General features: G+C 67.9%; 25 protein-coding genes. 16 read left to right on the top strand and 9 right to left on the bottom strand.

The window, feature by feature from the left end:
• Positions 1-391: 391 nt before the first annotated feature.
• Positions 392-955, bottom strand: coding sequence for a P-loop NTPase family protein (locus tag MYSTI_RS26340; RefSeq protein ID WP_015350847.1), 564 nt, complete (start codon positions 953-955; stop codon positions 392-394).
• A 241-nt stretch (positions 956-1,196) separates the two neighbouring features.
• On the opposite strand from MYSTI_RS26340, the gene MYSTI_RS26335 reads away from it, so the two are divergent.
• From MYSTI_RS26335 to MYSTI_RS26315, 5 genes are all read left to right on the top strand, one after another.
• Positions 1,197-2,019 (top strand): IS5 family transposase gene (locus MYSTI_RS26335; protein WP_420811508.1). Its coding sequence is split into 2 segments (ribosomal slippage): positions 1,197-1,544 and positions 1,546-2,019, totalling 822 coding nucleotides; the frame shifts between segments, so codons are not numbered across the junction.
• 233 nt (positions 2,020-2,252) lie between these two features.
• Complete coding sequence (locus MYSTI_RS26330) at positions 2,253-2,624, top strand: hypothetical protein (RefSeq protein WP_044281404.1); 372 nt, start codon at positions 2,253-2,255, stop codon at positions 2,622-2,624.
• Between the two features lie 360 nt (positions 2,625-2,984).
• Positions 2,985-4,370: a PQQ-dependent sugar dehydrogenase gene (locus MYSTI_RS26325; protein ID WP_015350843.1), complete on the top strand. Its 1,386-nt coding sequence runs from the start codon at positions 2,985-2,987 to the stop codon at positions 4,368-4,370.
• 366 nt (positions 4,371-4,736) lie between these two features.
• Positions 4,737-5,120, top strand: coding sequence for a hypothetical protein (locus tag MYSTI_RS26320; protein ID WP_015350842.1), 384 nt, complete (start codon positions 4,737-4,739; stop codon positions 5,118-5,120).
• A gap of 32 nt (positions 5,121-5,152) precedes the next feature.
• On the top strand, positions 5,153-6,166 hold the full coding sequence (locus tag MYSTI_RS26315) for a terpene synthase family protein (protein ID WP_015350841.1): 1,014 nt from the start codon (positions 5,153-5,155) through the stop codon (positions 6,164-6,166).
• A 3-nt stretch (positions 6,167-6,169) separates the two neighbouring features.
• Here the strand turns inward: MYSTI_RS26315 and MYSTI_RS26310 are convergent, their stop codons facing one another.
• The 3 genes from MYSTI_RS26310 to MYSTI_RS26300 form a co-directional block, all read right to left on the bottom strand.
• A complete protein-coding gene (locus MYSTI_RS26310; protein WP_015350840.1) occupies positions 6,170-6,586 on the bottom strand; it encodes a hypothetical protein in 417 nt (138 codons plus the stop codon).
• Between the two features lie 182 nt (positions 6,587-6,768).
• Entirely contained in the window at positions 6,769-7,356 is a 588-nt protein-coding gene (locus tag MYSTI_RS40980; protein WP_015350839.1) for a bacteriocin fulvocin C-related protein, read from the bottom strand.
• Positions 7,357-7,640: 284 nt separating this feature from the next.
• Complete coding sequence (locus MYSTI_RS26300) at positions 7,641-7,850, bottom strand: cold-shock protein (RefSeq protein WP_015350838.1); 210 nt, start codon at positions 7,848-7,850, stop codon at positions 7,641-7,643.
• Between the two features lie 127 nt (positions 7,851-7,977).
• Between MYSTI_RS26300 and MYSTI_RS26295 the strand changes: the two genes are divergently transcribed.
• From MYSTI_RS26295 to MYSTI_RS26285, 3 genes are all read left to right on the top strand, one after another.
• Positions 7,978-8,298 carry a hypothetical protein gene (locus tag MYSTI_RS26295; protein WP_015350837.1) on the top strand — a complete coding sequence of 107 codons (321 nt, stop codon included), beginning with the start codon at positions 7,978-7,980 and terminating at the stop codon, positions 8,296-8,298.
• 132 nt (positions 8,299-8,430) lie between these two features.
• Positions 8,431-10,269 carry an SBBP repeat-containing protein gene (locus MYSTI_RS40975; RefSeq protein WP_015350836.1) on the top strand — a complete coding sequence of 613 codons (1,839 nt, stop codon included), beginning with the start codon at positions 8,431-8,433 and terminating at the stop codon, positions 10,267-10,269.
• Between the two features lie 169 nt (positions 10,270-10,438).
• On the top strand, positions 10,439-11,761 hold the full coding sequence (locus tag MYSTI_RS26285; protein WP_015350835.1) for a S41 family peptidase: 1,323 nt from the start codon (positions 10,439-10,441) through the stop codon (positions 11,759-11,761).
• Position 11,762: 1 nt separating this feature from the next.
• Here MYSTI_RS26285 and MYSTI_RS26280 read toward each other — a convergent pair whose 3' ends face one another.
• The 5 genes from MYSTI_RS26280 to thiD form a co-directional block, all read right to left on the bottom strand.
• Complete coding sequence (locus tag MYSTI_RS26280; protein WP_015350834.1) at positions 11,763-12,431, bottom strand: pentapeptide repeat-containing protein; 669 nt, start codon at positions 12,429-12,431, stop codon at positions 11,763-11,765.
• Between the two features lie 283 nt (positions 12,432-12,714).
• Complete coding sequence (locus MYSTI_RS26275) at positions 12,715-14,715, bottom strand: S8 family serine peptidase (protein WP_015350833.1); 2,001 nt, start codon at positions 14,713-14,715, stop codon at positions 12,715-12,717.
• A 108-nt stretch (positions 14,716-14,823) separates the two neighbouring features.
• Positions 14,824-16,074, bottom strand: a complete 1,251-nt coding sequence (locus MYSTI_RS26270; protein WP_015350832.1) for an RNA polymerase sigma factor — start codon at positions 16,072-16,074, stop codon at positions 14,824-14,826.
• A gap of 54 nt (positions 16,075-16,128) precedes the next feature.
• Positions 16,129-16,491 carry a YciI family protein gene (locus tag MYSTI_RS26265; protein WP_015350831.1) on the bottom strand — a complete coding sequence of 121 codons (363 nt, stop codon included), beginning with the start codon at positions 16,489-16,491 and terminating at the stop codon, positions 16,129-16,131.
• A 114-nt stretch (positions 16,492-16,605) separates the two neighbouring features.
• Positions 16,606-17,430 carry a bifunctional hydroxymethylpyrimidine kinase/phosphomethylpyrimidine kinase gene (gene thiD, locus MYSTI_RS26260; RefSeq protein WP_015350830.1) on the bottom strand — a complete coding sequence of 275 codons (825 nt, stop codon included), beginning with the start codon at positions 17,428-17,430 and terminating at the stop codon, positions 16,606-16,608.
• A 349-nt stretch (positions 17,431-17,779) separates the two neighbouring features.
• Between thiD and MYSTI_RS26255 the strand changes: the two genes are divergently transcribed.
• The 8 genes from MYSTI_RS26255 to MYSTI_RS26220 all read left to right on the top strand — a co-directional run bounded on the left by MYSTI_RS26255 (position 17,780) and on the right by MYSTI_RS26220 (position 25,186).
• Positions 17,780-18,994, top strand: coding sequence for a hypothetical protein (locus MYSTI_RS26255; RefSeq protein WP_015350829.1), 1,215 nt, complete (start codon positions 17,780-17,782; stop codon positions 18,992-18,994).
• 8 nt (positions 18,995-19,002) lie between these two features.
• Positions 19,003-19,980: a HEAT repeat domain-containing protein gene (locus MYSTI_RS26250; RefSeq protein WP_015350828.1), complete on the top strand. Its 978-nt coding sequence runs from the start codon at positions 19,003-19,005 to the stop codon at positions 19,978-19,980.
• A gap of 47 nt (positions 19,981-20,027) precedes the next feature.
• Positions 20,028-20,546, top strand: a complete 519-nt coding sequence (locus MYSTI_RS26245; protein ID WP_015350827.1) for a hypothetical protein — start codon at positions 20,028-20,030, stop codon at positions 20,544-20,546.
• 124 nt (positions 20,547-20,670) lie between these two features.
• The gene (locus MYSTI_RS26240) at positions 20,671-22,029 is read left to right on the top strand and encodes an ATP-binding protein (protein ID WP_015350826.1); all 1,359 of its coding nucleotides are present in this window, start codon (positions 20,671-20,673) and stop codon (positions 22,027-22,029) included.
• The gene (locus MYSTI_RS26235; protein WP_044281400.1) at positions 22,016-22,567 is read left to right on the top strand and encodes a response regulator transcription factor; all 552 of its coding nucleotides are present in this window, start codon (positions 22,016-22,018) and stop codon (positions 22,565-22,567) included. Before MYSTI_RS26240 ends, MYSTI_RS26235 begins: the two co-directional genes overlap by 14 nt.
• A 75-nt stretch (positions 22,568-22,642) precedes the next feature.
• Positions 22,643-23,707 (top strand): hypothetical protein, encoded by a 1,065-nt coding sequence (locus MYSTI_RS26230; protein WP_015350824.1) that lies wholly within the window; start codon positions 22,643-22,645, stop codon positions 23,705-23,707.
• Between the two features lie 385 nt (positions 23,708-24,092).
• Positions 24,093-24,725 (top strand): Isoquinoline 1-oxidoreductase subunit, encoded by a 633-nt coding sequence (locus MYSTI_RS26225; protein ID WP_233277961.1) that lies wholly within the window; start codon positions 24,093-24,095, stop codon positions 24,723-24,725.
• On the top strand, positions 24,722-25,186 hold the full coding sequence (locus MYSTI_RS26220) for a (2Fe-2S)-binding protein (RefSeq protein WP_015350822.1): 465 nt from the start codon (positions 24,722-24,724) through the stop codon (positions 25,184-25,186). The genes MYSTI_RS26225 and MYSTI_RS26220 overlap by 4 nt, the downstream gene beginning before the upstream one ends.
• The last annotated feature ends 9 nt before the right edge of the window (positions 25,187-25,195 follow it).

Below are 25,195 nucleotides of genomic sequence, written 5' to 3'. Positions count from 1 at the left end.
TTTTGCTCTTGGCGTGTTGATGTTTTGCGGTATCGCTGTTGCGGGTGAGAAATACGATCCAGAGGTGGTGATTGACCATGCCAATAGGTCGGCCATGGGCTCACTCCCTGGAACGCGACACTCGCTGGACAGCAGTCAGCACCTAAGCTGCACCCTCCAAGCATATCCGACCGGACTTATTGGCTCTTGCACGGCGCGGCATCCACAGTTTGCAGCGGTCACTTGCCAGACAACGAACCAGTTTCTGTTGGAGGCGATCAAGTCACTTACCGACTCCAGCTACATTCATTTCACATGGGACTCGACTGGGACCTGTACGTACATCGGAGTGAGCAACCTATCGACCGTTGGCCCAAAGAAGTAGCGCCACGTGATTGTGCGGCACTGAGTATCACCCACGAGGGGCAAACAAGCGCAGATCTAGCGAAGGGCCACTTTGATTGGCGAAGCCAAGCTTCTGCGGTGTGCCCTCCATCTGTTCGATGAATCGGGCGAAGTCGAGGGCCTTCTGGCGGGCCCCGACTAGCTCGTCGGTGTGCTGGTACAGCTCTACCTCCACTTCGTCGGCGAGCTGCCCCTGTCGATGACACCGGCCGATGGTCTGTTCCCATGCAGCGCCGTCGGCCGGTGGATTCACGAACAGCATCCGTGAGAACATCGTCAGGCTCTTCCCCGTTCCGTGCGCCCGCTGCGATACGATGGTGGGCCGCTTCCCGCTCTCTCGGCTGATGGTCGCCGACGCTTCCGGGCCTCCACCGAAGAACGGCACGCCCGCCGCCTTTGCGATGCGCTCGCCCAGCTCCGGAAACCCAACCCACACGATTCCCGGCTGCCCCTTGCGCAGCGCCCACTTCGCCGCGTCCTGTACAATGAAGTCGCTCGGCCACACAGCCTCGGTGACGTGCGCCACGCGCTTGTGAATCTCCCCCAGGCAGGCCAGGACGCCGCGCGCCATGTCGGCAGCTCCCCGTCATAGGGGGGGGGGCTGGTGAGGGCGAATCGCGGCACGCATCAGCAAACCGGGCGAGTCCAAGTGCTCGGCGGGATGCTTGAGACGCTCGCGCAGCTCTCGGTTGAACTCCTGCCGTCGAGAGAACCAACGGGCAATCAGCTCCGGGTCTTAGAGCCTATTTCGGTAGGGAAGAAGGTCGGCCTCCTGCCGGGTTGAAGAGGCAGGAGGACACGGCCATGGGGTAGTGAAGAAGGACGACGGATGGCGGGTGCCAGACGAGTTGTGGCGACGCATCGAGCCCTTGCTCCCGGCTCGGCCGGAGCACCCACTGGGGTGTCACAATCCGCGAGTGCCGGACCGAAAGGCCCTGGATGGGATTCTCTTGGTGCTGCGCACGGGGATGCAGTGGGGCGCGCTGAAGGCCACTGGCTTGTGCCATCCGTCCTCCGCCTACAGGCGCTTCCGGGAGTGGTTGTCCGCAGGCGTCTTCCGCGAGTTCTGGCGTCAAGGATTGATGGCCTACGACGGCTTGGCGCGGATTGATTGGCGATGGCTCGCGTTGGATGGCACCCAGGGCAAGGCGCCGCTGGGTGGGGGAAGAAACCGGCCCCAACCCTACGGACCGAGCGAAGGGCGGCACCAAGAGAAGCCTGCTGACGGACTCGCGCGGCGTCCCCCTCGGCCTCGTGGTCGCTGGCGCCAACACGAACGACTTCAAGCTGGCTCGCTCCACGCTTGAATCGATTCCAGTCCGACGTCCCCTTCCGAGCCGGCGCCATCGTCAGACGCTGTGCGTCGACCTGGGGTACGCCTTCAGGCCCATCCGTGAGTTGGCCAAGGAATATGGCTTAACACTCCGGACGCCAAGACGACGCTCCCAGCCGAACCCCAAGCGTGCACGGCATCGCCGCCCTTCGCCACGATGGGTCGTTGAGAGGACCCACTCCTGGCTCAACCGCTTCCGACGACTGCTGGTGCGCTGGGAGAAGCGAGAGGACACCTACGTCGCGATGCTCCACTTCGTGCTGGGCATCATCACCTGGTTCCACTCGCTCCTACCGAAATAGGCTCTTAACCCACCTGTCCACAGAACCCGGGCAAGCTCACCTTCAGTTGTGTGCGAATTCTGGACGCAGCCCAAAGAGCGCACGAATGGGCAATCGGCTTTTTTGACATGCACTCGGAATGGGGAAGACTTGAGCGCGAGTCAGAGATGCAGGTTCGTCCTTGTCAGTGCTGTCCTGTGTCTGGGTATTGGCTCGAATGACAGATCGCGAAGGCCGGAGGAAATATGCAATCGATGCGCATCGTGACGCTGGCTGTTCTTCTGTCGAGTGGATTGGCTGCTGCCGGAGTCAAGACCGACCATCAGGTCGACATCAGCACGACCTATCGCACTGCCTCTGCGACCATGGGAGGCGCTCGAAATTCGTCAGACTCCATCCAGTATCTGACGTGCCAGATCGTAGCAACTGCCAGCGGAATCTCTGGCACGTGTGATGCTCAGAATGCACAAGGGGTCCAGCGGGGCTGCCGCACGACGAATCAGTATTTGTTGGAGGCGATCAAGTCGATCAACGACACCAGCCTGGTTGCGTTCTTGTGGAATGAGAACGAAGAGTGTACCCAGATCATTGTCAGGCAAGGGTCGATGTATGGCCCGAAGCTGTAGCTTCTGCTTCGTGCCTTCGGTGTCGCTCCAGAGACTCCCATTCACTGTGTGCTCAGTCCGCCATGGCGCGGGTGAGTGCACCGGTCCTGGAGCGCGTTCTTCGCAGCACGCTGCCCCAGCGCGCATCGGCCCATGAGGAACGCGGCACGCTGAGGGTCCTCACCCCGAGTGGATGTGCAACCGCTGCGACTCCCACAACCCCTCACGTCAGGGCACCTCGTGCTCGGGGGAGTTCAGAGCGCGGATGGAAATGTTGGACCATGGTGAAGCTCATCGAGCGCCATCGGCCGTAGTGCGTCCTTCCCAGTCGACGCAAAGGACGCGATGGTCTCTCTCCATCCCCCCTCTGGAGTGAGTCGCATGCGCATCCTGTCAATGCCCCTCATCGTTGCCACCCTCCTGGTCGGTTGCCGAGACGACTCAGACCCCACACCACCGGACTCGGGCACCTCGCAGCAGGACTCGGGCGTCCCAGGAGATGATGCCGGCGTCCCTGGAACCGACGCGGGCCTCCCTGGTGACGACGCAGGCGTGCCTGGAACCGACGCGGGTGTCCCTGGAACCGATGCGGGTGTCGACGCAGGCACCCCTGAAGACCCGCTGCCCAGCGGCCCCCCGGTTCCGCAGGGCCCGCCCAACGTGCCCGAGTTCGACCCGGCCTTCCCCGGGCAGACACGCGTCCCCGCCATCCAGACGAAGACCCCCCTTGATGTCGTCGAGATTGCCTCGGGCTTCAGGAACCCCTGGGCCATCGCCTTCCTGCCCGACCAGCGCATGCTGGTGACGGAGAAGGCCACCGGCTCGCTCTACATCGTCACACAGCAGGGCGCGAAGTCCCCGAAGGTCAGCGGCCTGCCCGCCGTGGACGCACGAGGGCAGGGCGGGTTGCTCGACGTCGAGGTGGGCCCTGACTACGCCACGAGCCAGCTCATCTACTGGACCTATTCCGAGCCTCGTTCGGGCGGCAACGGACTGGCCGTGGCTCGCGCGCGCCTCGTGGACGGTGCGCTGCCTCGCGTGGAGAACGTCCAGGTCATCTTCCGCATGATGCCCACGCTCGAGTCGACGCTGCACTCAGGCGGACGGATGGTGTTCACCCCGGACGGCAAGCTGTTCGTCACGCTGGGGGAGCGCTCCATCCTCGAGGGCCGTGTCCAGGCCCAGGACGTGAAGAGCCACTTCGGCAAGGTGGTCCGCATCAATCCCGATGGCACCGTGCCCCAGGACAACCCGTACCTCAGCAACCCGGAGGCGAAGCCGGAGATCTGGTCGATCGGCCACCGCAATGTCCTGTCCGCGGCGCTCGACAGCCAGAACCGGCTGTGGACGGTGGAGATGGGGCCGAAGGGCGGTGACGAGGTCAACCTCACCCAGGCTGGCAAGGACTACGGCTGGCCCACCATCGGGTACGGGGAGGAGTACTCCGGCGCGCGCATCCACCAGAGTCCCCAGGCTCCGGGCATGGAGCAGCCCGTGTACTACTGGGACCCGGTGATTGCCCCCTCGGGGATGACCATCTACACCGGGACCCTGTTCCCGGAGTGGCGGAACAACATGTTCATCGGCGGCCTGGCGGCCCAGACGCTGGTGCGGCTCATGGTGCGCAACGACCGCGTGGTGGGCGAGGAGCACCTCCTCAAGAACCTGAACGCGCGCATCCGCGAGGTGGTCCAGGGCCCCGACGGTGCCCTCTACCTGCTCACCGACGCCACCAACGGCAAGCTGCTCCGGGTCACACCACGATGACGCATCCGGAGGTCACGGTGCGCTCCTCGCTCCCCAAGAGACACAAGCCTCGGGGATGAGCACTTCGTGGGGGCCCCGTGGGAGCAGCATCTCCCCGGGGCCCTCTCGTAGGACGTGGCCTCCGACGAAGGAGCCCCGTGCCCGGCTGCACGGGGGCAGCGAACCAACGGGAGCCAGCAGCGCAATGCCAGATGCGTTGCTATTGGCAGGGAATGGGAGGTCTCGGAGGTGTCGCCTCGTCGACACTCCAGAGGACCGCTGCGGGGGCGGGACTTGATGCTGCTGGCGCCTCGCCTGCCGCGTGTGGATCGATGGGTGTCATTCCTGTCTGGTCATGGACGGCTTTGGCCTCGAGGAGAACCCATCGTGAACTCGATTCGCGTCTCGGTCGCGCTGTGCTGCCTTGGTGCAGGCGGAGTCGCTGTCGCGGGTGAGCGGCTGGACTACTCGGTGAGGATTGATCCTGTATTCCGCTATGCCTATGCGTCCATGGCGGGGGCCCGGAGCTCTCCCGACTCGACCCAGCGTGCGAAGTGCTCGGTCATCGCCACGCAGGTCAATCTCCTGGGGGTGTGCGACTTCGTGGATGCCGAAGGAGTCTCCGCCAAGTGCACCACGACCCATCAGTTCTTGCTGGAAGCCATCAAGACAGTGAATGGGGACAGCTACGTCTATTTCGCCTGGAATCCGGAGGGGCTCTGCACCCGCATCGACGTCGAGAACGGGTCGCCCTTCGGTCCCAAGATATAGGTCCTCGGGACTCCGAGAGCTGGGAGGTTCCCATGCCGCGAGCCGTGAGCTTTGCCCTGCCTTTCGAGTCCGCGTGCAGCCCGGACCGAGACGCCGCTCGCCTCCGCAACCTCACCTGGGCACGTCGGCTCGGACTGGTGACCAACGAGGTCGACGAGCAGCGCTATCTCTCGTGGGACATCGCGGACCTCACCGCGCGTTGGCTCCCCCACGCCTCGGGTCCCGAACTGGACCTGGGCATCGACGCCATCGTCGTCGGTACCCTCATCGACGAACAGTTCGACGGTGCTCGCGCGCTGCCTCCCGACCAGGTCAACGAATGCTGTGACCTGCTGCTCGACGTCTTTCGCTCCGGCGAGGAGTACTCTCCCTCCTGCGTCCTGGCCGCCGCGCTTTCGGATGTGTGGGAGCGCGAGCGTCGCGGCGCCTCGCACGAATGGGCGCGGCGCGCGGCGCTCCATTGGCAATGGTTCATCGAGGCATTCCCCCAGGAGGCCCGCTGGCGACAGGGCGCCGCCCCCATGTCGCGCGACAGCTACCTCGCGCTGCGCCGCGAGTCGGGCCTCGTCTCCATGATGGTGGACCTGATCGAGAAGGCGAACGGCTTCGAGACGACCGAGAGGGCCCGTCAGGTCCCCAGCGTGCAACGACTGCTCGTTCTGGCCGTGGACATCATCGACACCATGAACGACGTCTGCTCGGCCGACAAAGAGCTCGCGCGGGGAGACGTACACAACCTCGTCCTCGTCCTGCAGGCCGAGCAGAAGCTGACCCGCGCGGCGGCGATGACGGAGGCGCACGACTGCATGAAGCGCTGGTGCGACGAGTACGTGCGCGTCGCGGCCCGGCTCCCCATGGACTGTGCCCGGCTGGGGCTCTCAAGCGTGGAGGCCGATGCCGTGCTCCGCCTCGTTCGCGGTATCGAGGCGGCCATCGGCGGGCACCCGGACTGGTACCGAGGCACCAGGCGCTACGACACGCGGATACCCCTGGGGGAGCCCGCCTATGCCGAGGACTTGATGCGTCCCCTCGTGCGGCCGGGGTGACGGCTAGAGCATCTGCTCGAGGGCGGCCTGGAGCTCGGCGTCGCCATAGAGCTTGTCGGAGTAGCCGTAGAAGCTCTCACGCAGGATGAGCGTCTGGTCCTTGATTTCAACGCTCTTGTCCCCAGCGTCCTCGGCGCTCTTGGCGACGTTCTGGAAGACAATCTTGTTGAACTTCGCCTTCACGGCCTCCTTGCCCATGTCGTCCTTGCAGATCTCCTTCATCACCGTGACGATGAGACCCGGGCCGTAGGACTCATAGTAGTAGTCGTAACAGTCGAGGATGGTCTTGTCCTCGGGGAAGCTCGCGATATCAATCTCGAGCGGCAGCTCGAATCCAATCGCCGCGTTCAGCTCCGACTGGAACCGAGGAGCATGCGTTTCCTTGATGGTGGCGATGCGGCGGCGCTCTGCGAGTCCCATGCTGGAGTCCTGGTGATAGAGGTGGGTGGATGTCACCCCGAGTATTCCCAGGGGCCTGCTGTGCGTCAACCCCGATTCGTCCCGTGCACTGGCTCGAGGTGCATGCCAGTGCGGTAGGGCTCTCGTGCGTCCGCGAGAGCCCCACCGCGAGACCTGGCGCTCACGCTCCTCGTGAGCCGCCGCTAACCACAGAGCCCATTACACGCCTTGCGGTTGAACCAGCCACATCCCGACGTGGTGCTCCGACAGGAGTAGGCCCTGCAAGAGAAGTCGCCACACCAGGCATCCGAGCGATTGCATTGGCAGATGGGGGCCGCGGATTCCTCGGCGCTCGAGGCGTCCGGAGGACCGAGGGTCGAGACGATGAGGCGGGCCTCCTTGGGGTCGAAGGCGTCTCGCATGGCGGCTTGGGCTCGCAGCAGTTCGGGCGTATCGACCGGTGTGTAGAGCTCAGGCGTGAGCGTGGCCATCGCCAGGTCCAGGGCGGCGAGCTGCCGGGCGTTCAGCTGAGGGTGGCTCGCGATGTAGCGGCGGAGGTGCTCCCGCCACAGGGCAACGCGCTGCTGGGGCGACAGGGCTCCCTGGATGGCCCTGCGGTACTCCATGGGGTAGCGACTGATATCATCCAGCGTGGTCGGGAGCGTCTCCTTGTTCGCGTCGAGCCAGGCTTGGATCTGCTCCTGGGCCGCCGAGCAGCTGTCCTCGGCACGTGCCTGGGTGGGAGAAACCACCAGGGCCCCTCCGAGCACCAGGGTGGCCAGAAGCGACATCGTCCGTATCGTATTCACAAGGGACTCCCTTCGAATGTGCGGCTCAATCCGCACGGGAGTCGTCTACCAGCCGGATTTTGTTGTTTGGGGAGTTTCCGGTTGTTCTTGTTTCTGTTCTCGGATGTCTGTGACGTGTCCGACGCCCACCGGGCTTTGTGTCGGAGAGAGGGTTTGATGTCATCCAGGGGGCTGCGGGCAGGTGAGGGGCCCGCAGGACTTCTCCCCGAGAGACGCCAGACCCTCCCCGATGCGGGGAGGCGCGACCCTCCGCGACGACACGCGAATCAGCTTTCCACGACGCGCACGCGCTCCGCCTGCGGCCCTTTCTTGCCCTGCCCGATGTCGAACTCCACGCGCTGATTCTCTTCGAGCGACCGATACCCCGCGGACTCGATCGCGGAGAAGTGCACGAACACGTCCTGTCCGCCCCCATCGACAGCGATGAAGCCAAAGCCCTTCTCCGCGTTGAACCACTTCACCGTTCCAGTTGCCATGCGTGCTCCTTCTGCTGTGTCCCGCAGCATTCTCGCCCGTCCGTCACCCGCGGCTTCCCCCCTTTTCACGCCCCCGTCTTCCCCTCGACACTCCCTGACCTCAACACTGTCGTCCCCAGGTGACTCGATGCTGAAGTCCTTCGCCGCCGTGGTCGCAGTCTGGATGCTCCTTGCCCCCTCGAGAGTCCTGGCCGAGGAGGCCGACCCCGCGTGGACCCAGGCCGCGAATGCCGCCTGCACCAAGGCCGCTGGCCGCTCCGCCAAGGTCGTTCCGGATTGGAACGTGATTGATGTCGAGAAGTGCGACAACGTCACGTGCGACGCGGGCAACCGCAAGCTGCGTGTCAACCTGCCGGACGGCAGCCCGTGCATCCGCTATCTCATCGTGACGCCTCCTCCCAGGCCCGTGAAAGGGACGTGCGTGAAATCCGCCTGCCGGACGAAGTAGGCCCCTGGCCGGAGCAGGTTCGTCCCGGGCGGGGCCGCTTTCGTCACATCCCTCGCCCGCTGCTTCCTCCTCGTCGCTATCCCTGACCGAGACAGCGTGCGCGGCTCGCGCACGCTCACGGGGAGCGACACCATGATGCAGTGGAAGTCCATGCAGCGGCAGGTGCTGTCCGGGGCTCTCGCCCTGGGAATGCTGTCCGGGTGCTGGGGAGCGGACTCAGCCGACTCCAACGCGGATGCGACACGCTCGCAGGCGCTGACCTGCACCTCTCTCGTGCCGGTCATGACGTCCGCGACGACACCGTCGGGCATCGCCAGTGCCTCCAGCGTCTTCTCGTCGTCCAGCCTCTATGCGGCCTGGAAGGCCTTCGATGGCAACTATTCCTTCTGGCTCTCCGCCGAGGGCCAGACGCCGGCCTGGCTCGCCTATCAGTTCCCGGAGGGGCCGAAGACCGTGCACCGCTATGCCATCACGTACTCGAATGGCTCCATCCTCACCCGCGCTCCGAAGGACTGGACCCTGCAGGGCTGGAACGGCGCGGCCTGGGTGGTGGTGGATACGCGCACCCAGCAGACGGGCTGGGCCAGCCCCCTGCGCCGGGAGTTCAACGTCGCCTCGCCTGGCGCCTATGTGAAGTACCGGCTGAACGTCACGGATGACAACGACACCCGCGCGGGCAATGTCGTCATCTCCATCGGGGCGCTCGAGCTGCTGAGCTGCGAGGGGCCAGTGACTGTCTGGACGAAGACCTCGGGGGCGCCCGGCGGCATCACCCAGTCCTATGACCTGGCGGGGCTTCCATCGGGGCGCACCTATCTCACGGGCTTCACCAATGTCGGCCTGGAGGGTGTCCCCGGCACGGGTGGCTTCACCGATGGCTTCCTCACCGCGCGGGACGCGAACGGGGGGGTCCTCTGGTCCCGACAGATGGGGTCGCCCACGTCGGCCGTGTGGCCGTTCGCCGTCGCGACGACTCCGACGTCGGGCCACGTGCTCGCCGCGGGCGTCGTCCAGGGCCCGCTGGATGGTGCCACGCAGATGGGAGAGCGGGAGACCTTCGTCACCAAATACAATGACGCCGGCGTGCGGCAGTGGACTCGGCTGCTGGGGTCGCCGAGCGGTACCGTCGAGGCGTATGGCGTCGCGGTGGATGGCTCGGACAACGTCTTCATCGGAGGCTCCACGACTGGCAACGTGGACGGGAGCGTGTGTGCCGGTCTCCACGACGCGTTCGTGAGCAAGTACGACGCCGCGGGCAATCGACTGTGGACGCGGACGGTCGGCATGTCGGGCGAACGGACCGAGAGTCGTCGCGTCGCCACCGACAGCGCGGGCAACGTCTATGTCTCCGGCTGGACGACCGGCGGACTGGACGGCAACACGGTGAACAGCCCCTCCGACGTCTTCGTCACCAAGTTCAACGGCAGCGGGGTGAAGCAGTGGACCCGGCAGGCCGGGACGAGCACGGGGGGCGCCTTCAACTACGACACCACCACCGACTCGGATGGGAATGTCTATCTGGCCGGCGTGAGCCCAGGAGGGATGGATGGTGTCCCCGATGGTTCGAACCAGTCCAACGCCTTCGTCGTGAAATACTCGCCGAGCGGCGTCCGGCTGTGGGTCTGGGAGCTGAGCTCGGGCTCTGGCTCGGCTGTGACGGGCATCTTCGCGCGCCCCGAGGGGCTCTACGTGAGCGGGAGCGGGAGCGGGGACGTGTCTCGGGCGGATGACATGAGCGGTGGCGCGATCCACAGCTTCGTCGCCAGGCTCGACTTCAGCGGCAATGTGATGTGGGTGGTGCAGCAGCCTCCGGCGGTCAAGAACGGAGTGCCCATCGACGTGCAGCCCTATGGCCTCTCGGTCGACTCCTCGGGCAGTCCCTACCTGGGCGGCTTCCTGTATGGCGACTTCGATGGGAACACCCTCAAGGGCTCCCCCGACGCGTTCGTGACGAAGCTGGCGCCGCGGTAGTCCCAGGAGCGCAACCGCGTGCCCGGAATCGGGACTCCCAGGTGTAGAAGTTCCTGAGTTGTAAAAGAATCGAAGTGGCGAAGATGTCTGAATTTGTCTTCGCCGGAAGGTGACAGTCGTTTCCCGGTGCGGTGTTCCAACGAGAATCTCGTCTGTTTCCGAGGAACACATGCACCGGAGTATCAAAGCCCTGCCGTTGGCGCTGTTGCTGGGTCTGTCCGCTTGTGGGAATGACGACCCGGGGGAGGGGCCCCCGAAGACGGTGGAGGGGGAGTGGGCCACCGAGACGTACGGCCTCGTGGTGAAGCTCCGCGGCAACCAGGTCGAGCTCTTCGAGCGGACCGAGGTGAGCTGCCTCCCGCTCGCGGCGGGGGCGCTGGAGGAGGGGCGGCTGCCTGATGTCGACCTGCGCTTCCGGCGGGAGGGCGACGCGCTCGTCATCGAGGACTCCGGGACGCTCTACGTCCGGGGCAAGCGCGCCCCCATCCCCGACCTCTGCACGCGGCCCCCGCCGTCACCGAAGGACCCGGTCCTCAACTTCGACATCCTCTGGAACACCTTCAACGAGCAGTACGCGCTCTTCGACCTCTACGGCGTCGACTGGCGTGCCCGCTACCAGCAGTTCCGGCCCCGCGTCTCCGCCACCACCTCGGACGACGAGCTCTTCGCCCTCCTGTCGGAGATGCTCACGCCGCTCCGGGACGGCCACATCAACCTCGGGGGGGGAGAGCGGCACTTCTCACCCAAGCCGTTCCCCGATGACTTCTACGAGAACCACGACGCGGTCCTTCAGTACATCGACCAGCACCTCATGAAGGGACCCGGCGTCACCCGGACGGGCGGCGGCCAGCTCGCGTACCAGTCCCTCAATGCGCGGGTGGGCTACATCGCCGTCTTCAAGATGATGAAGTTCACGGAGGCGGCCGACGCGGCCTCCGACGTGGCGGCGGCGGGGAAGGCCATCGACGAAGCGCTGGCCGCCCTGGGCGACAAGGCTGCCCTCATCGTCGACGTGCGCTTCAACACGGGAGGCCACGACGCGGTGTCCCTGGCCCTCGCGAGCCGCTTCACCACCACGGAGCGGCTCGGCGTCTCCAAGAAGGGCCGCACGCGAGACGGCTTCACCCCCGCGCGCGAGCTGCGCTTCGGGCCCGCGGGGCCTCGCCCGTTCACCAAGCCCGTCTATGTGTTGCAGAGCGGCCTCAGCGCGAGCGCGGCGGAGATCTTCACCATGGCCATGGCCCCGCTGCCGCAGGTCACCCTCGTCGGGGAGCGCTCACTCGGGGCACACTCCGACACGCCCACCCGCCAGCTCCCGAATGGCTGGACGTTTGGATTGTCCATCGAGCAGTACTTCGCCCCGGACGGTCAGATGTACGAGAGCGTCGGCGTGCCGACCGACGTGGCCATGCCGCTCGACTGCGCGAGCATCGCCGCGGGCACCGACCGCATCCTCCAGGAGGCGCTCCGCCTGACGGCCGCGCTGCCTTGAGTCACGGGGCCGGACGCGACTTGCGGGTCACGCGCTTGGGGGCCTCATCGTGGAATCCCGTGACGAGCATGCCCAGGTTCCGGGCGAGCCCGACGGCGGTCTCGATGGGGACCCGCGTGTCCTTGAGCTTGTTCACCGACGGGTCCAGGAACACGCCCGTCGTGTCGGAGAAGTCCGCGCGCAGCAGCACGCAGCCCCGGAAGTTGCTGCCGCCGAGGTCCGACCCGGTGAAGTCCGCGTCCGTCAGGTCCAGGTCATAGAAGTTCGACTCCCGCGCGACACACTTGAGGAAGGGCGTCTTCCTCAGGCTGAGCCCCACGAAGGAGCAGTAGGACAGGCCACACTCCTGGAAGCTCAGCTCGGGGTTGGAGGAGAGGTCGCTCCAGTCGATGCCCATCAGCTTGGAACCCTCGAAGCGCACCTCCCGGAGCCCGGTGGAGAGGAACCGGGCTCGCGTGACGTTGCTGCCGCGAATCACACACGCCTCGAAGACGGTGCGCTGCCAGCGGCTCTCCTGGAGCTGGCAGCCCTCGAAGGTGCACCGGTAGAACTCCTTGTCGCGCAGCTCGAGACCTTGGAGGTCGATGCCCTCGAAGGTCTCGTTCGCGAAGTACTCCTCGCGTTGCAGCCGCTCCACCAGCGCCTTGTCCGCACTGTCGCTCGTCGCCATGAATGGAAGTCCTTTGCGGCTCGATCATGCAGACTTCCCACTCGGGCGAAAGCCAATTCATGGCATCGCTCCGGCCCCATTCCGTCTGGAATGAGGCATGGCCAGACACCCCTCGTGAAACATCCCCGGTGGATGCCGTGGCGGGCTCCCCGTCGTGCGTCGCGAGAGGTGCTCCCATCGCGATGCTCCCCCGGGCTCCTTCGTCGCATGGCGAGGCCTTGGTGGGCCTCTGGTGGGCGAATTTCAGGGGTGCGGAATCGACACAAAACGCCGGAATGGCCCTTCAGCGGGGCGGATTCGCGACCGGGAAGACCAGGTCGTCGTGGTCCGCCCAGCCTTCCGGCGTGCAGCTGGCCTGCATGGGATTGAAGCCCGCGACGCCTCGAATCGCCTGAAGCCCACCCTCGGGGAGGACGAAGGTGGTGGAGAGCTCTGGCACTCCGGCCCCCGGGAAGGGGAGCTGGCCGACATACGTCCAGCTCGGGTTGCGCGCATCGGCCGCGTGGAAGAGGTCCACGGGGCTCAGCCAGCTCCCGGCGCCGGCGATCTTCGCGGAGATTCTCACCTCGCGGCCCGCCGTGAGCGGCCCTCCGTCCAGGCTGGTGATGCGCAGTCCCTCCAGCGAGGTGCTGACGTAGTAGGTCCCGTAGCCATCCGGGCACGACGTGCCCAGCGTGTTGGGCGCGTTCCGCTCGGGGCCCGTGGTTCCCATTCCCTCCACGAGGCGCCCCGTGCCGCACGAGGACGTCAGGGCCGTGCAGCGGGGGGCGAGGAGCTCCGGGTCGAAGTCGGCGATGCCTCGGTTGCGCACCGTCACCGCGACGGGCGCGGAGCGGTGGCCCTTGAGGCTGGTGTCATAGGTGCGGACCTCCAGCACGGCGGGGCCGTTGAGCTCCTGGAGGGTGTCCCACGCGAACTCGAACGGGAAGGTGTCGTCGCTTGCGCGCAGCAGGCCGTCGACCCAGAAGTCCACGCGGCGGATGCCGGAGTCATCCAGCGCCAGCACCTGGACCCTCGCGGTGTCCCGGACGGTGCTCCGAGGGAAGGGCGTGAGGAGGTGGGCCCACGGCTGGTGGTGGTCACCGGCCACGGCGCTGAAGTCCGTCTGGAGCAGCAGGTTGGGAGTGGTCGGCACCCCGTTCGCCACGCGCCCCGGCACCGCCGCGGCGATGAGCGCGTCCCGGGCCTGCGCGGGTGTCGCGGAGGGATGGGCTCCCAGGAAGAGCGCCACGGCGCCCGCGACATGGGGCGTGGCCATGGACGTTCCGGAGTAGGGCGCCGATGCCGTGTCGTCCGCGATGCCCGCGGACTCGATGTCCTCGCCGGGGGCGAACACGTCGACGCAGGGGCCGTAGTTGGAGAAGCTGGCCTTGGCGTGGTCCTTGTTCGTGGCGCCCACGGTGATGACTTCCGAGGCGCGGGCGGGGGAGATGCCACAGGCGTCCAGCGTGTCATTGCCCGCCGCCACGACGGTGGTGATGCCCGCGGCCACGGCGTTGCGGACCGCCTGGTCGATGACCTCGGAGGCCTCGAAGCCGAGGCTCAGGTTGGCGACGGCGGGGGACTGGTGATTCGCGATGACCCAGTCGAGGGCCGCGACGATGCCCGACGCGGTGCCTTCCCCTTCGCAGTCGATGGCGCGCACCGGATGCAGCGTCACCGCCTTGGCCACGCCCCACGTCGTGCCTCCCAGCAAGCCCGCCACGTGGGTCCCATGGCCATGGCAGTCCTCCGCGTCTCCTCCAGGCGACAGGGCGTCGAAGCCGTTCCCCAGGCGCCCCTGGAACTCCGTGTGCGTGGAGCGGATGCCCGTGTCGAGGACGTAGGCGTGGACTCCCGCTCCGGTCAGCGCGGGCTGGTAGCGGCCATCGAGCGGCAGGTCCTTCTGGTCCAGGCGGTCCAGGTTCCAGGGGACCGCGCCGGCGACTTGATGGAGCCGGACCTTCCGGTCCTGTTCCACCAGCGCGACGCTCGGGTCCGCGCGCAGGGCCTCCACGCGGGAGTCATCCAGCTCCGCGACGAAGCCCTGGAGTGCATGGGAATAGGTGCGAGAGACCTTCGCGTCATATTTGCTCGCGAGTCCCATCACCTTCTCGGGTGTGGCCACTCCCTTGGGGGCGTTCGCCGTCGTCGTGGGACGAAGCATGACGATGTAGCGATGGGGAATGTGTTGCGCGACGGGGGCCTGGGGCGCGGGCTCGGGGGGCGTCGAGTCGGCGCAGCCGCTGATGGCCAGGAGGGAAGACAGAAGACAGACGGGTGACGACAGGCGGAACTTCCGCATGGGTGTGGACCTGTGGATGAGCCGGCCCGCTCCCTGAACAAGGGTTGAAGGAAGCAGCCGGCGTCGTGTTGTGCCGCTTGGACGCCGCACCCCTTCGCGCTGATCAATTCAAATCACTTCGCGCAGCCGCTCCTCCAGGAAGCGACGCTCGGGCTCGGTGCGCACCAGCGCGAGGGCCCGGCGATACGCCGCCGCGGATTCCTCTCTGCGTCCCAGTCTGCGCAGCAGCTCCGCACGCGCCGCGGGGAGCAGGTGATAGGAGGTGAGCCTTCCGGAGGCCTCCAGGTCGTCGACCAGCGCGAGGCCCTGCGCGGGGCCCTGGGCCATCGCCACCGCCGCCGCGCGGTTGAGCTCCACCACGGGACTGGGGGCCAGCTCGGACAGCCGGTGATAGAGCGCGGAGATCTGCTCCCAGTCGGTGTCCTCGGGGCGCTTGGCCTGCGCGTGCAGTGCGGCGATGGCCGCCTGGATCGTGTAGGGGCCGAATGCGCCCAGGGCGAACGCGGCGTCGAGCTGCGCCAGTCCTTCCGCTATCTCCGACGCGTCCCACACACTCCGGTCCTGCCGGTCCAGGAGCACCAGCCCACCATCCTCGGCCACTCGCGCGCGGTGGCGGGAGTGGTGCAGGAGCAGCATCGACAGGAGGGAGGCCACCTCGCCGTTGCGCGGGAGGAGCGAGCGCGCCAGTCGCGCCAGCCGCAGCGCCTCCGCGCACAGGTCCACGCGCAGCAGGGCGTCTCCCTCCGTGGCGGCGTAGCCCTCCGAGAACAGCAGGTAGATGGCGTGCAGCACGCCATGGGTGCGCTCGGCCAGCGCATCCAGCTCGGGGATGACATAGGGGATGCCCGCGTCGCGAATCTTGCGCTGCGCACGCACCAACCGCTGCGCCATCGTCGCGGGAGGGACGAGGAAGGCGCGGGCGACCTCGTCGGTCGTCAAGCCACACAGGGTCCGCAGCGCGAGCGCCACCTGGACGTCGTCCGCCAGCGCGGGGTGGCAGCAGGTGAAGAGCAGCCGGAGCGAGTCGTCCGGATGGGCCTGCCAGTCGGCGCCATCGGGGGTGGTGGAGAGCTCTTGTTCGAGCCGGGCCAGCACCTCCAGCTCATCGACCCGGGCGCCGAGCCGCACGCCTCGCCGCATCCGGTCCACGGCCTTGTTGCGCGCGGCGCGGATGAGCCAGGCCCGGGGCTCGGCGGGTACACCGTCCCGGGGCCACTGCTGGAGCGCGGCCTCGAAGGCCTCCTGCACCAGCTCTTCCGCCGACGCGAAGTCTCCGCCCATGACGCGGATGAGCGTGGCCACGATGCGGCCGTGGTCCGTGCGGTAGGTCTGTTCGAGGATGGACGGCCAGGGAGGCATGGGGAGCGCCACGGCCTGGGCCCAGGAGTCCTGTCCTGGGCCCGAGCCTCCTTCTCAGCCCATGCTCTTGGAGTAGTCCATGATGGGGCGAACCTCGATGGAGCCCGTTCTCGCGTTCGGGATGCGCGAAGCCATGGCGATGGCCTCGTCGAGGTCCTTTGCCTCCACCAGATAGAAGCCTCCCAGTTGCTCGCGTGTCTCCGCGAACGGGCCGTCCGTCGTCAGCCGCTTGCCGTCGCGGATGCGCACGGTGGTCGCCGTGGGCGTCGGCTCCAGGGCCTCTCCCGCGATGTAGCTGCCGCTCTTCTCGAGCGACTCCGTGAAGACGGCGTACTCGCCGAGGATCTTCTGGGTGTCCTCCTGGGAGAGCGACTCCCAGAGCTTCTCGTTCTCGTAGATCATCAGCAGGTACTTCATGGGTGGGGCCTCACGCTTTCGGGGGGAGCTCAGTCTCCCATCCCCGAATCGAACGAGGAGGGGCGGAAATCGACAGGCGATTTTCCGCGGGATTGTTTCGCCCCTCGAAGCGACTCAGGCGGGCCGGTTCAGCGGGGAGAAGTGGCTGAACGGGCCGTGGCCCTGTCCCAGGTGCAGCGGGTGCTCCAGTGCCGCGGTGACGAACTCCTTGGCGCGCCGGGTGGCTTCCCGCGCGTCCTGCCCCAGCGCGAGCCCGGCGGTGATGGCCGCGGAGAGGGTGCAGCCCGTGCCGTGGGTGTTCTGCGTCTTCACGGCGCGAAGGAACAGCGTCTCCATCCGCTCTCCGTCGAACCAGACATCCAGGCCGCGGAGCTCACCCGTCATGCCTCCACCCTTGACGAGCACCGCGCGCGGGCCGAGCTGGTGGATGCGCCGCGCGGCCTCCTGCATGTCCTCCAGCGTGCGCAGCTCCAGCCCCGCGAGCAGCTCCGCCTCGTGGCGGTTGGGCGTGACGATGTCCGCCAGGGGGAGCAGGTGCTGCTTCAAGGCACCGACAGCCGAGTCGTCGATGAGGCGCGCTCCCGCACGCGACACCATGACGGGGTCCACCACGAGCGCGCCCAGCTTCAAGGACTTCAGCCGCCATGCGACGACGGAGATGATGTCCGCGTTGACGAGCATGCCCGTCTTCACCGCGCCGACGCGAAGGTCCTCCGCGACGGCATCCATCTGCGCGGCCACGGCCTCCGCGGGCATCACGTCGACTCGGGTGACGCCTCGGGTGTTCTGCGCGGTGATGGCCGTGAGCGCGGTGGTGCCGTGCACGCGGTGATACGAGAAGGTGTTCAGGTCGGCCTGGATGCCGGCGCCACCGCCGCTGTCGGAACCCGCGATGGTGAGTGCCGTCGGCACGGACGAAGAGGTCTGCATGCGGCGCATGCTGCGGCACCGGGCACGAGCGGGCCACTGCAAATGAGGCCCCTGACCCGGAGTCGCGCCCCGTGCGTGGAATGGCGCCTCGCGCTCGTCCCCACGGGGCCACCCGCCGACCCGCTCAGGGCGTGAGCCCCCTTCGCCCCGGCGCGGCTGGCAGAGGCTTGCGCGGTGGTGCGCCACCTCCACCAGGAGTGTGGTGTCGCGCACCTGCCTGAGGCCCCGCGGCCCCTCGCTCACGGTGCGTGGCGCAGGCCCCGCCGTGTGGGGAGGGGTGGGTCCATTCTGACTGAAGTTTTCCGATTTATAAGATTATGAGGACAAATCTGTTTGTCCTCGATAGGGTCTTCGGGACATGCAACCCGAATCCTCATCTCGTCCGACACTCCCAAGCGGGCTGTGGCGCACTCTTCGTCGCAGAGTCTGGGTTTTCCTGGCGGGGGCGCTTTTGTTGCTGGGGGCGGGGTTTTGGGTCCGGCGGGGAGCCGAAGCGGTGGCGGAAGGTCGAAGCGACGCCTCCGGCGCCGAGTCCCAGCAGGCGCCATCAAAGACTCCGCGTGTGGGTGGTGGGGCTGCTTCGGCGCAGGCCGTGGAGGAGGCCGAGGCACAGGCCCCCCGCTACGACGCCACGACGTGCTGGCGAGACCTGGAGCGCTTCAACGAGGGCGTGAGCCTGGAGACGTTCCGGGACTGGGCCGCGCCGCTCCTGGCGTCCAGGGACCCGCTGGTCCGCATGTACCTGAAGGAGCGGCTGACGGAGCTCATCGGCAAGGACGCGGGCCGGGCGGGGCAGGTGCTGGAGTGGACCCGGGAGGCGGGACCGAAGGAGTTCAAGGTCTTCGCGATGGCGCTGAAGGACTCGGAGGCCGTGCAGCTTCCAGAGGTGGCGCGGCGGCTCGTGGAGATGGGGCTGGACGCGGAGCTCGACTCCGAGCGCCGCGCGGGCCTGCTTTCCACGCTGGATTCGCAGAAGCAGCTCTCGCCCGAGGTGCTCACGCGGCTCGCGGACTTCGCCAAGGACCCGGCCTCGGGAGAAGGGGGCTGGGCCGCGGCGAGGACCATCGCGCGGGTGATGAAGAACGACCATGAGCGGTCCGCCAACGCGGCGCCATACCTGGACAAGCTGCTGAGCATCGGCACCCAGTCGCTCGACGAGCACGTCCGGTACATGGCGCTGTCGACGCCCATGGAGACGGCGCCCGTGCTGGATGCGCGGGCCACCGACGGGTACTCGAAGGTCCTCACCTCGGAGGGCAGCCCCGACGGGCGCTCCGCCGCGGCGCACAACCTGGCGTTGTCGTCGGACTCGGCCAAGGTGCTGGACACCTTCTCGCGCGCCTTCGAGCCGGAGCAGGACGTGTGCGTGCGCTGGGCGCTGTTCCGCTTCTCCGCGCGCGCGGCGGGCCGGGACGCGTTGCCGGTGATGGCGAAGATGGCGCTCATCGACCCGCGCTTCCAGCCGACCTACCAGGACTTCGAGCGCATCTACGCCAGCGGTGTCGTCGACTTCGAGCGCGTGTGGCTCGCGCTCTCGGACCAGGACCCCTACGGCTGCCTCCACCGCGATTGAGCTCTCCCATGACGCGCACCTCCTTGCTGGCCCGGGCGCTGTGCCTGCTGTGGCTGCCCTCCCTGCTGACTCCGCTCGCGGCTCTCGCCGAGCGCCCCACGCTCCAGCCGGAGACGTGCTCCGTCGAGGGGCTGATGGACTCCATCCGTCGAGGACTCCAGTCGAAGTCCCCCGCGTACCGGCGCTACCTGCGGGACCTGTTGAAGGAGTCCGCCGTCACGCTCCCCGAGGAGCAGCTCCGCGCGGCCTTCGAGCGCGAGACGGAGCCCCTCATGGTGGAGCACCTGGCCGCGGCGCTGGCGGCGAAGACGGACCGGGGTGAGAGCCCCTCCACGATGCAGGTGGTGTCCAAGCGGGCGCTCAACGACGCGGACCCGGCCGTGCGCGCCGCCGCCACGCGTGCGCTGCGCCGCACCAGCGCGGAGGAGCACACGGGCGACATGTACTCGCGGCTGGTCCAGGACACCTCGCCCGAGGTCCGGAACGAGGCCGCGACGAACCTCATCGAGGACAACCGCTACGTCTATGCGGGGTTCCATGGGCCCGCATCGGACACGGCGGTGTCGGCCGCCGCGGCGTCCTCGGACTCGAAGGTGACGGGCAGGATTCTGGGCAACATCTCCACGGCGGCCATCAGTCCGGAGTCCGCCAAGACGCTCCACTCGCTGCTGGGCCATGACAGCGCGGAGGTGCGCGCGGGGGCGGCGACGGCGCTGGGCGGGGTGCCCGCGTCGGAGATGGCGAAAGCCAGACAGACTTTGGGGGCGATGTACCGCTCCGAGACGGACGTGGGGGTTCGCACGGCGATTCTCCAGAGCATCGCGCGGCTGGGGTTCTCCAGCGCGGTGCCGGAGCTCCAGGCCCTGCGCCAGGTGGACACTCGCCTCGTCCCAGAGGTGGACGCGTGGATTCGCGCCTTGAGTACCGGTCTTCAGGAGTGGAGCCTGCTCCTGAGGGAGAAGCAGCGATTGCGGCAGGCTCATTGAGCAGCAGTCCCTCCGAGGGCCGTACAGCCGGCCCGAAAGGAACAACGATGCGTAGCTCCAAGTCGCGCCTCACGGCGCTCGCGGCCCTGGTGACCATTCCCTCGGCCGCGCTCGCCTACACCGCCGTCGCGCCGTTCCCCAGCACGGTGAGCGCCACCACGTACTACTCGAGCGGCACGTACCACGGTGCCGTGGACGTCGCGAACTCGCGCTGCAACTACTGGGGCGCGGAGACGGGTGTCTCCGCCACCGTGTACTGGAACGTGACGGTCCGCACCTCGGGCGTGGTCTGCAACGGCAGTGGCAGTGGCAACCAGAACGAGGCGCTGCTCAACCTCGGCAGCGGCTGGTCCTTCCGCCAGTGGCATTGGATCAAGACCAGTGACTCGTATGACCGCACGTGCAACCGCTGCCAGGTGGGCAACCTGGGCGGCACGGGCAACTCCACCGGTCCTCACTCCCACTTCCAGAAGGACCAGTACGGCACCAAGAACACCTCCTGGTACTCGTCGTACACCTCGAAGGGCGAGGCCTTGGACCGTGGTGAGCTGATGGGCTACATCTAGTCGCACCGGCAGCGCCGGCTGGGGAGTCAGGGGCTGTTGGCTCGGCTCCCTGGCCGGAGTGCTCACGGGCCCTGCGTCAACTTGACGCGCTCGCGGGCTGGGGACTCCCAAGGTATGAAGGGGCGTGTTCCGCCCGCCCTTCGACTCGCAGGCGAGGCCGCAGTCGCCGCGCTCCGCGTACTACCACGCAGCCCAGGATGTCGTGGACCTGCTGTCGTCCAGCGCCATCGCGCTGCGCTGGCTGGTGCGGCTGCGCTGGCACGCCGTCGCGGGCACCGCGCTGACGGTGGGGGTGGCCGCGCGGGGCTTGCGGCTGGACCTCCCCGTGGTGCCGCTCCTCGCGCTGGTGGTGCTGACGGGCGCGTCCAACCTGCTCTTGACGCTGTGGCTCCGCCGCCACCCGGTGGTGAAGTCCCATCACCTGGGCGCGGTGCTCGCGCTCGACTCGCTCCTGCTCACGGGGCTGCTGGCGCTGTCGGGTGGGCCGGAGAACCCGTTCGCCATGCTGTACCTGGTCCACGTGGCCATGGCGGCGCTCGTGCTGGGGCCTCGGTGGACCTTGTCGCTGGCGCTGCTGGCCGTGGTGGGGCCGGTGCTCCTGTTCCAGTTCCACGTCCCGTTGCGCGAGCTGGGGGACGGCACGGGCTCGGTGCTCTCGGGCCCGGGGCGCGTGGTGGGGACATGGGTGGCCTTCTCGCTCACGGTGATGAGCGTCTCGCTGATGGTGGCGCGCGTGTCCGCGGCGCTGAGGGACAGGCAGGAGGCCCTGGTGCGCGCGCAGTTGCTGGCGTCGCGCGCGGAGAAGCTGGCGTCGCTGAGCACGCTGGCGGCGGGCGCGGCGCATGAACTGGGCACCCCGCTGGGGACCATCGCCATCGCGGCGAACGAGCTGGATGTGCTCATCCAGGAGGAGCCGCAGGAGGCGCTCGAGGATGCGCGCCTCATCCGGGACCAGGTGGAGCGGTGCCGGGACATCCTGGAGCGCATGAGCGCGCGCGCGGGCCAGACGTATGGCGAGGCTCCCGAGCAGACGACGACGAGCGCGGTGCTCGAGCGGATGCGTGAGGAGCTCACCTCGGGAGAGCTGGCGCGCGTGCGAGTCGAGGAGTCAGTGTCCGTGGCGCTCTACTTCCCGCCGCGCGGACTGGTGCAGGTGCTGGTCAACCTGGTGCGCAACGCGCTGCATGCGAGCGAGGCCACGCAGTCGCCTGTCCTGGTGCGCGTGATGGGGGATGGAGGGCGCACGCGCTTCGTGGTGGAGGACCGGGGCACGGGCATTCCGCGCGACGTGCTGGAGCGGGTAGGGGAGCCGTTCTTCACCACCAAGCCCGCGGGGCAGGGGATGGGGTTGGGCTTGTTCCTGGGCCAGACGTTCGCGGAGCTGTGCGGTGGACGGCTGGAGCTGGCCTCGGAGGAGGGCTTGGGGACTCGCGCCACGCTGGAGCTTCCGTGCCGGAAGGGGCCTGCTCATGTCGCCGCTTGAGGTGTCTCCCGTGGTGCTCGTCATCGACGACGACGAGCCCTTTCGCGAGCGGCTGGTCCGCGCCTTCGGCCGCAAGGGCTTCACGGCGCATGGCGCGGAGAGCGCGAAGCAGGCCCTGGAGCGCGCGGCGGAGCTGCGACCCGGGTATGCCGTCATCGACCTGCGACTGACGGATGGCTCCGGGCTGGACCTGGTTCGCGACCTGAAGGCGATGGATGCGCGGACCACGATGGTGGTCCTCACGGGCTACGGGAGCATCGCCACCGCGGTGGAGGCCGTGCGCCGAGGCGCCACGCACTACCTCTCCAAGCCCGCGGACGTGGACGACATCCTCCTGGCCTTCGCGGGGGCCACGCTGCCCGCGGGCGAGGCCGCGTCGCTGGAGCATCAGGTCCCTTCGCTGGCTCGCGCGGAGTGGGAGCACATCCAGCGCGTGCTCGCGGACTGCGGCGGCAACATCTCGCAGGCGGCGCGCCTGCTGCGCATCCAGCGCAGGAGTCTCCAGCGCAAGTTGTCCAAGCATCCGGTGCGGCAGTGACGCCGGTGGGGTGCGTCACCAAGACGCACAATCCGTCTCTCCCGCTTCGTTAGGGTGAGAGGCGTGGGAGGTTCGATGTCCTTGGGTCGTGTGGTCCCGCTGTTCATCCTCCTGGTCGTGGGTGCTTCGGCTTGTGAGTGCCGCTCCTCGTCCGAGGGGACCGGCTGGAAGGCCGTGGACGGCGGCATCGTCTGTGAGGGCGGCGGGCTCCAGCACCTCGCGTGCACGGGGCTGTATGGCGAGGGAGGGAAGGGCTGGGAGACGAAGACGGTGACGGGCGAGGTGCGTGCCTACGAGCCGGGCTTCCAGCTCTGGAGTGACGGACTGGAGAAGTCCCGCTACGTCCTCCTGCCGCCCGGCACGCGCGTAGAGACGTCGAAGCCGGATGAGTGGCGCTTCCCGCCCGGGACGAAGTTCTGGAAGGAGTTCCGCTGGCAGGGGCGACCCATCGAGACGCGGCTGCTGTGGAAGCGGCCGGATGGCACGTGGCTGCGCACCACGTACCGCTGGAGCGACGACGGCAAGCGGGCGACGGAGCTCACCGACGGCGAGAAGAAGGTCCCCGACACGGGCACTCCGGGGCATGAAATCCCGAGCCAGACGGACTGTGTCGCCTGTCACGGGGGGCGCGAGGACGAGGTGCTGGGGTTCGAGGCGGTGTCGCTCGCGCACGAGTCCGCGAAGGGGCTGACGCTCTCGAAGCTGGTCGAGGAGGGCCTGCTGTCCCATCCCCCCGAGAAGGCGCCGAAGGTTCCTGGCACGCCCCTGGACCAGGCCGCGCTGGGCTACCTGCACATGAACTGCGGCGTGTCCTGTCACAACACCAACCCGTTGGCGCTGGGCGGGACCTCCGGGCTGATGCTGCGCCTGGAGGCCGCGGAGCTTGGCGGCGTCGAGCAGACGGATGCGTGGAAGACGTCGGTGGGCGTGCGCTCGTTCTTCCGGACGACAGGCCTGTTCGGCGACTCCGTGCCGCGCGTGGCGCCGGGGGACGTGAAGCGCAGCACGATGCTGCACCGCATGAATGCTCGCGGGCTTCCCGTGCAGATGCCGCCGCTGGGCACCCACGTCGTGGACAAGGAAGGCGTCGCGCGGGTCCAGCGGTGGATTGAGTCGCTGCCAGTGCCCAAGGAGCAGTGACGACGATGGCCTGTCCCGGCTGCAGCCCGTTCACCCCGCGCTGAGGCTTCCGAGGTCCGTGCTCATGTATGACCTTCTCTGGATGTTGCTGATGATGCCGCCGCGCATGACGAGCAAGCCTCTCCAGGGAAACACGGAAGAGGCCCGCGTGCTGGAGACACCTCGCCCGCGCGCCGCCCGAAAGCCCCGGGCCCAGGCGCCTTCCGGTCGTGCGCGCCCGGGGCCTCGCGGAAAATCGCGCGCTCTGTCCACCCGCTGACACGCGAAAGATGCGCATGGCTCCCACCTCGCGGTGGGACGAATCCCGGAAGCGGTCTGCACATTCAGCTTGAGGCGCCGGACGACTTGCCGGAACCTAGCCACGATGAAGCCCTCACTTCCGGTCATGGCCGCCGTGGTTATCCTCGCGAGCGCCGGAGGGTGTCGACGCCAGCCCGAAGCCGAGGCGGCGCAAGGGGAGTCCCTGCCGCGCGTGGACGCCCACGAGCTGCGCTCCCTCGACATGTTCCAGCGCATCGAGGACCCGGCGCAGCGCTCCCGCGCCCTGTTCCTCGAGACCAGTCGCGTCTACTTCCACCCGCGCTGCTCGAACTGTCACCCCGACGGCGACAGCCCCTTCCAGGAGACGGGGATGACGCTCCACAACCCGCCGGTGACGCGAGGCCCCGAGGACAAGGGCGTCGTGGGGATGACCTGCGAGGGCTGTCACCAGGACCGCAACGTGGCGCTGGCGCGAGTGCCCGGCGCGCCGAACTGGCACCTGGCCCCGCGCTCCATGGCCTGGACGGGCAAGAGCCCTCGGGCCTTGTGTGAGCAGCTCAAGGACCCCGCGAGGAACGGAGGCAAGACGTTGGAGCAACTGGTCGAGCACAACAAGCATGACGCCTTGGTGGCGTGGGGCTGGGCTCCGGGCTCCGGGAGGGAACCGGCGCCGGGGACGCAGGCGCGATTCGGGGAGCTCGTCGCGGCCTGGGTGGCCACCGGCGCCGAGTGCCCCAGCGAGGAGGCACGGCCGTGAGCATTCGAGTGCGCGTCAATGGCGAGGACCGGGAGCTGGACGTCGACCCGGAGATGCCGTTGTTGTGGGCGCTGCGCGACGTCCTGGGACTGACGGGGACGAAGTACGGCTGTGGCGAGGCGCTGTGTGGCTCGTGCAGCGTGCACCTGGATGGCCAGGTGGTGCGCGCGTGCGTGACGCCCATCCGCCGCGCGGACGGCCGCGCTGTCACCACCATCGAGGGCCTGTCGACCGACGGGAACCATCCGCTCCAGCGCGCGTGGGTGGAGCTGGGCGTTCCTCAGTGTGGCTACTGCCAGGCGGGGCAGCTCATGTGCGCCGCGGCGCTGCTGGCGAAGACGCCGCAGCCGACGGACGCGGACATCGACCGCTCGATGGCGGGCAACCTCTGCCGCTGTGGCACCTATACGCGCATCCGCTCGGCCGTGAAGAAGGCCGCGGGCGTGCCGGATGCGAAGTGACGAGGACGC

Origin of the sequence: Myxococcus stipitatus DSM 14675 (assembly GCF_000331735.1) — a bacterium.
GTDB classification, from domain to species: Bacteria; Myxococcota; Myxococcia; order Myxococcales; family Myxococcaceae; genus Myxococcus; species Myxococcus stipitatus.
This window is presented reverse-complemented; position numbering and strand designations above follow the sequence as displayed.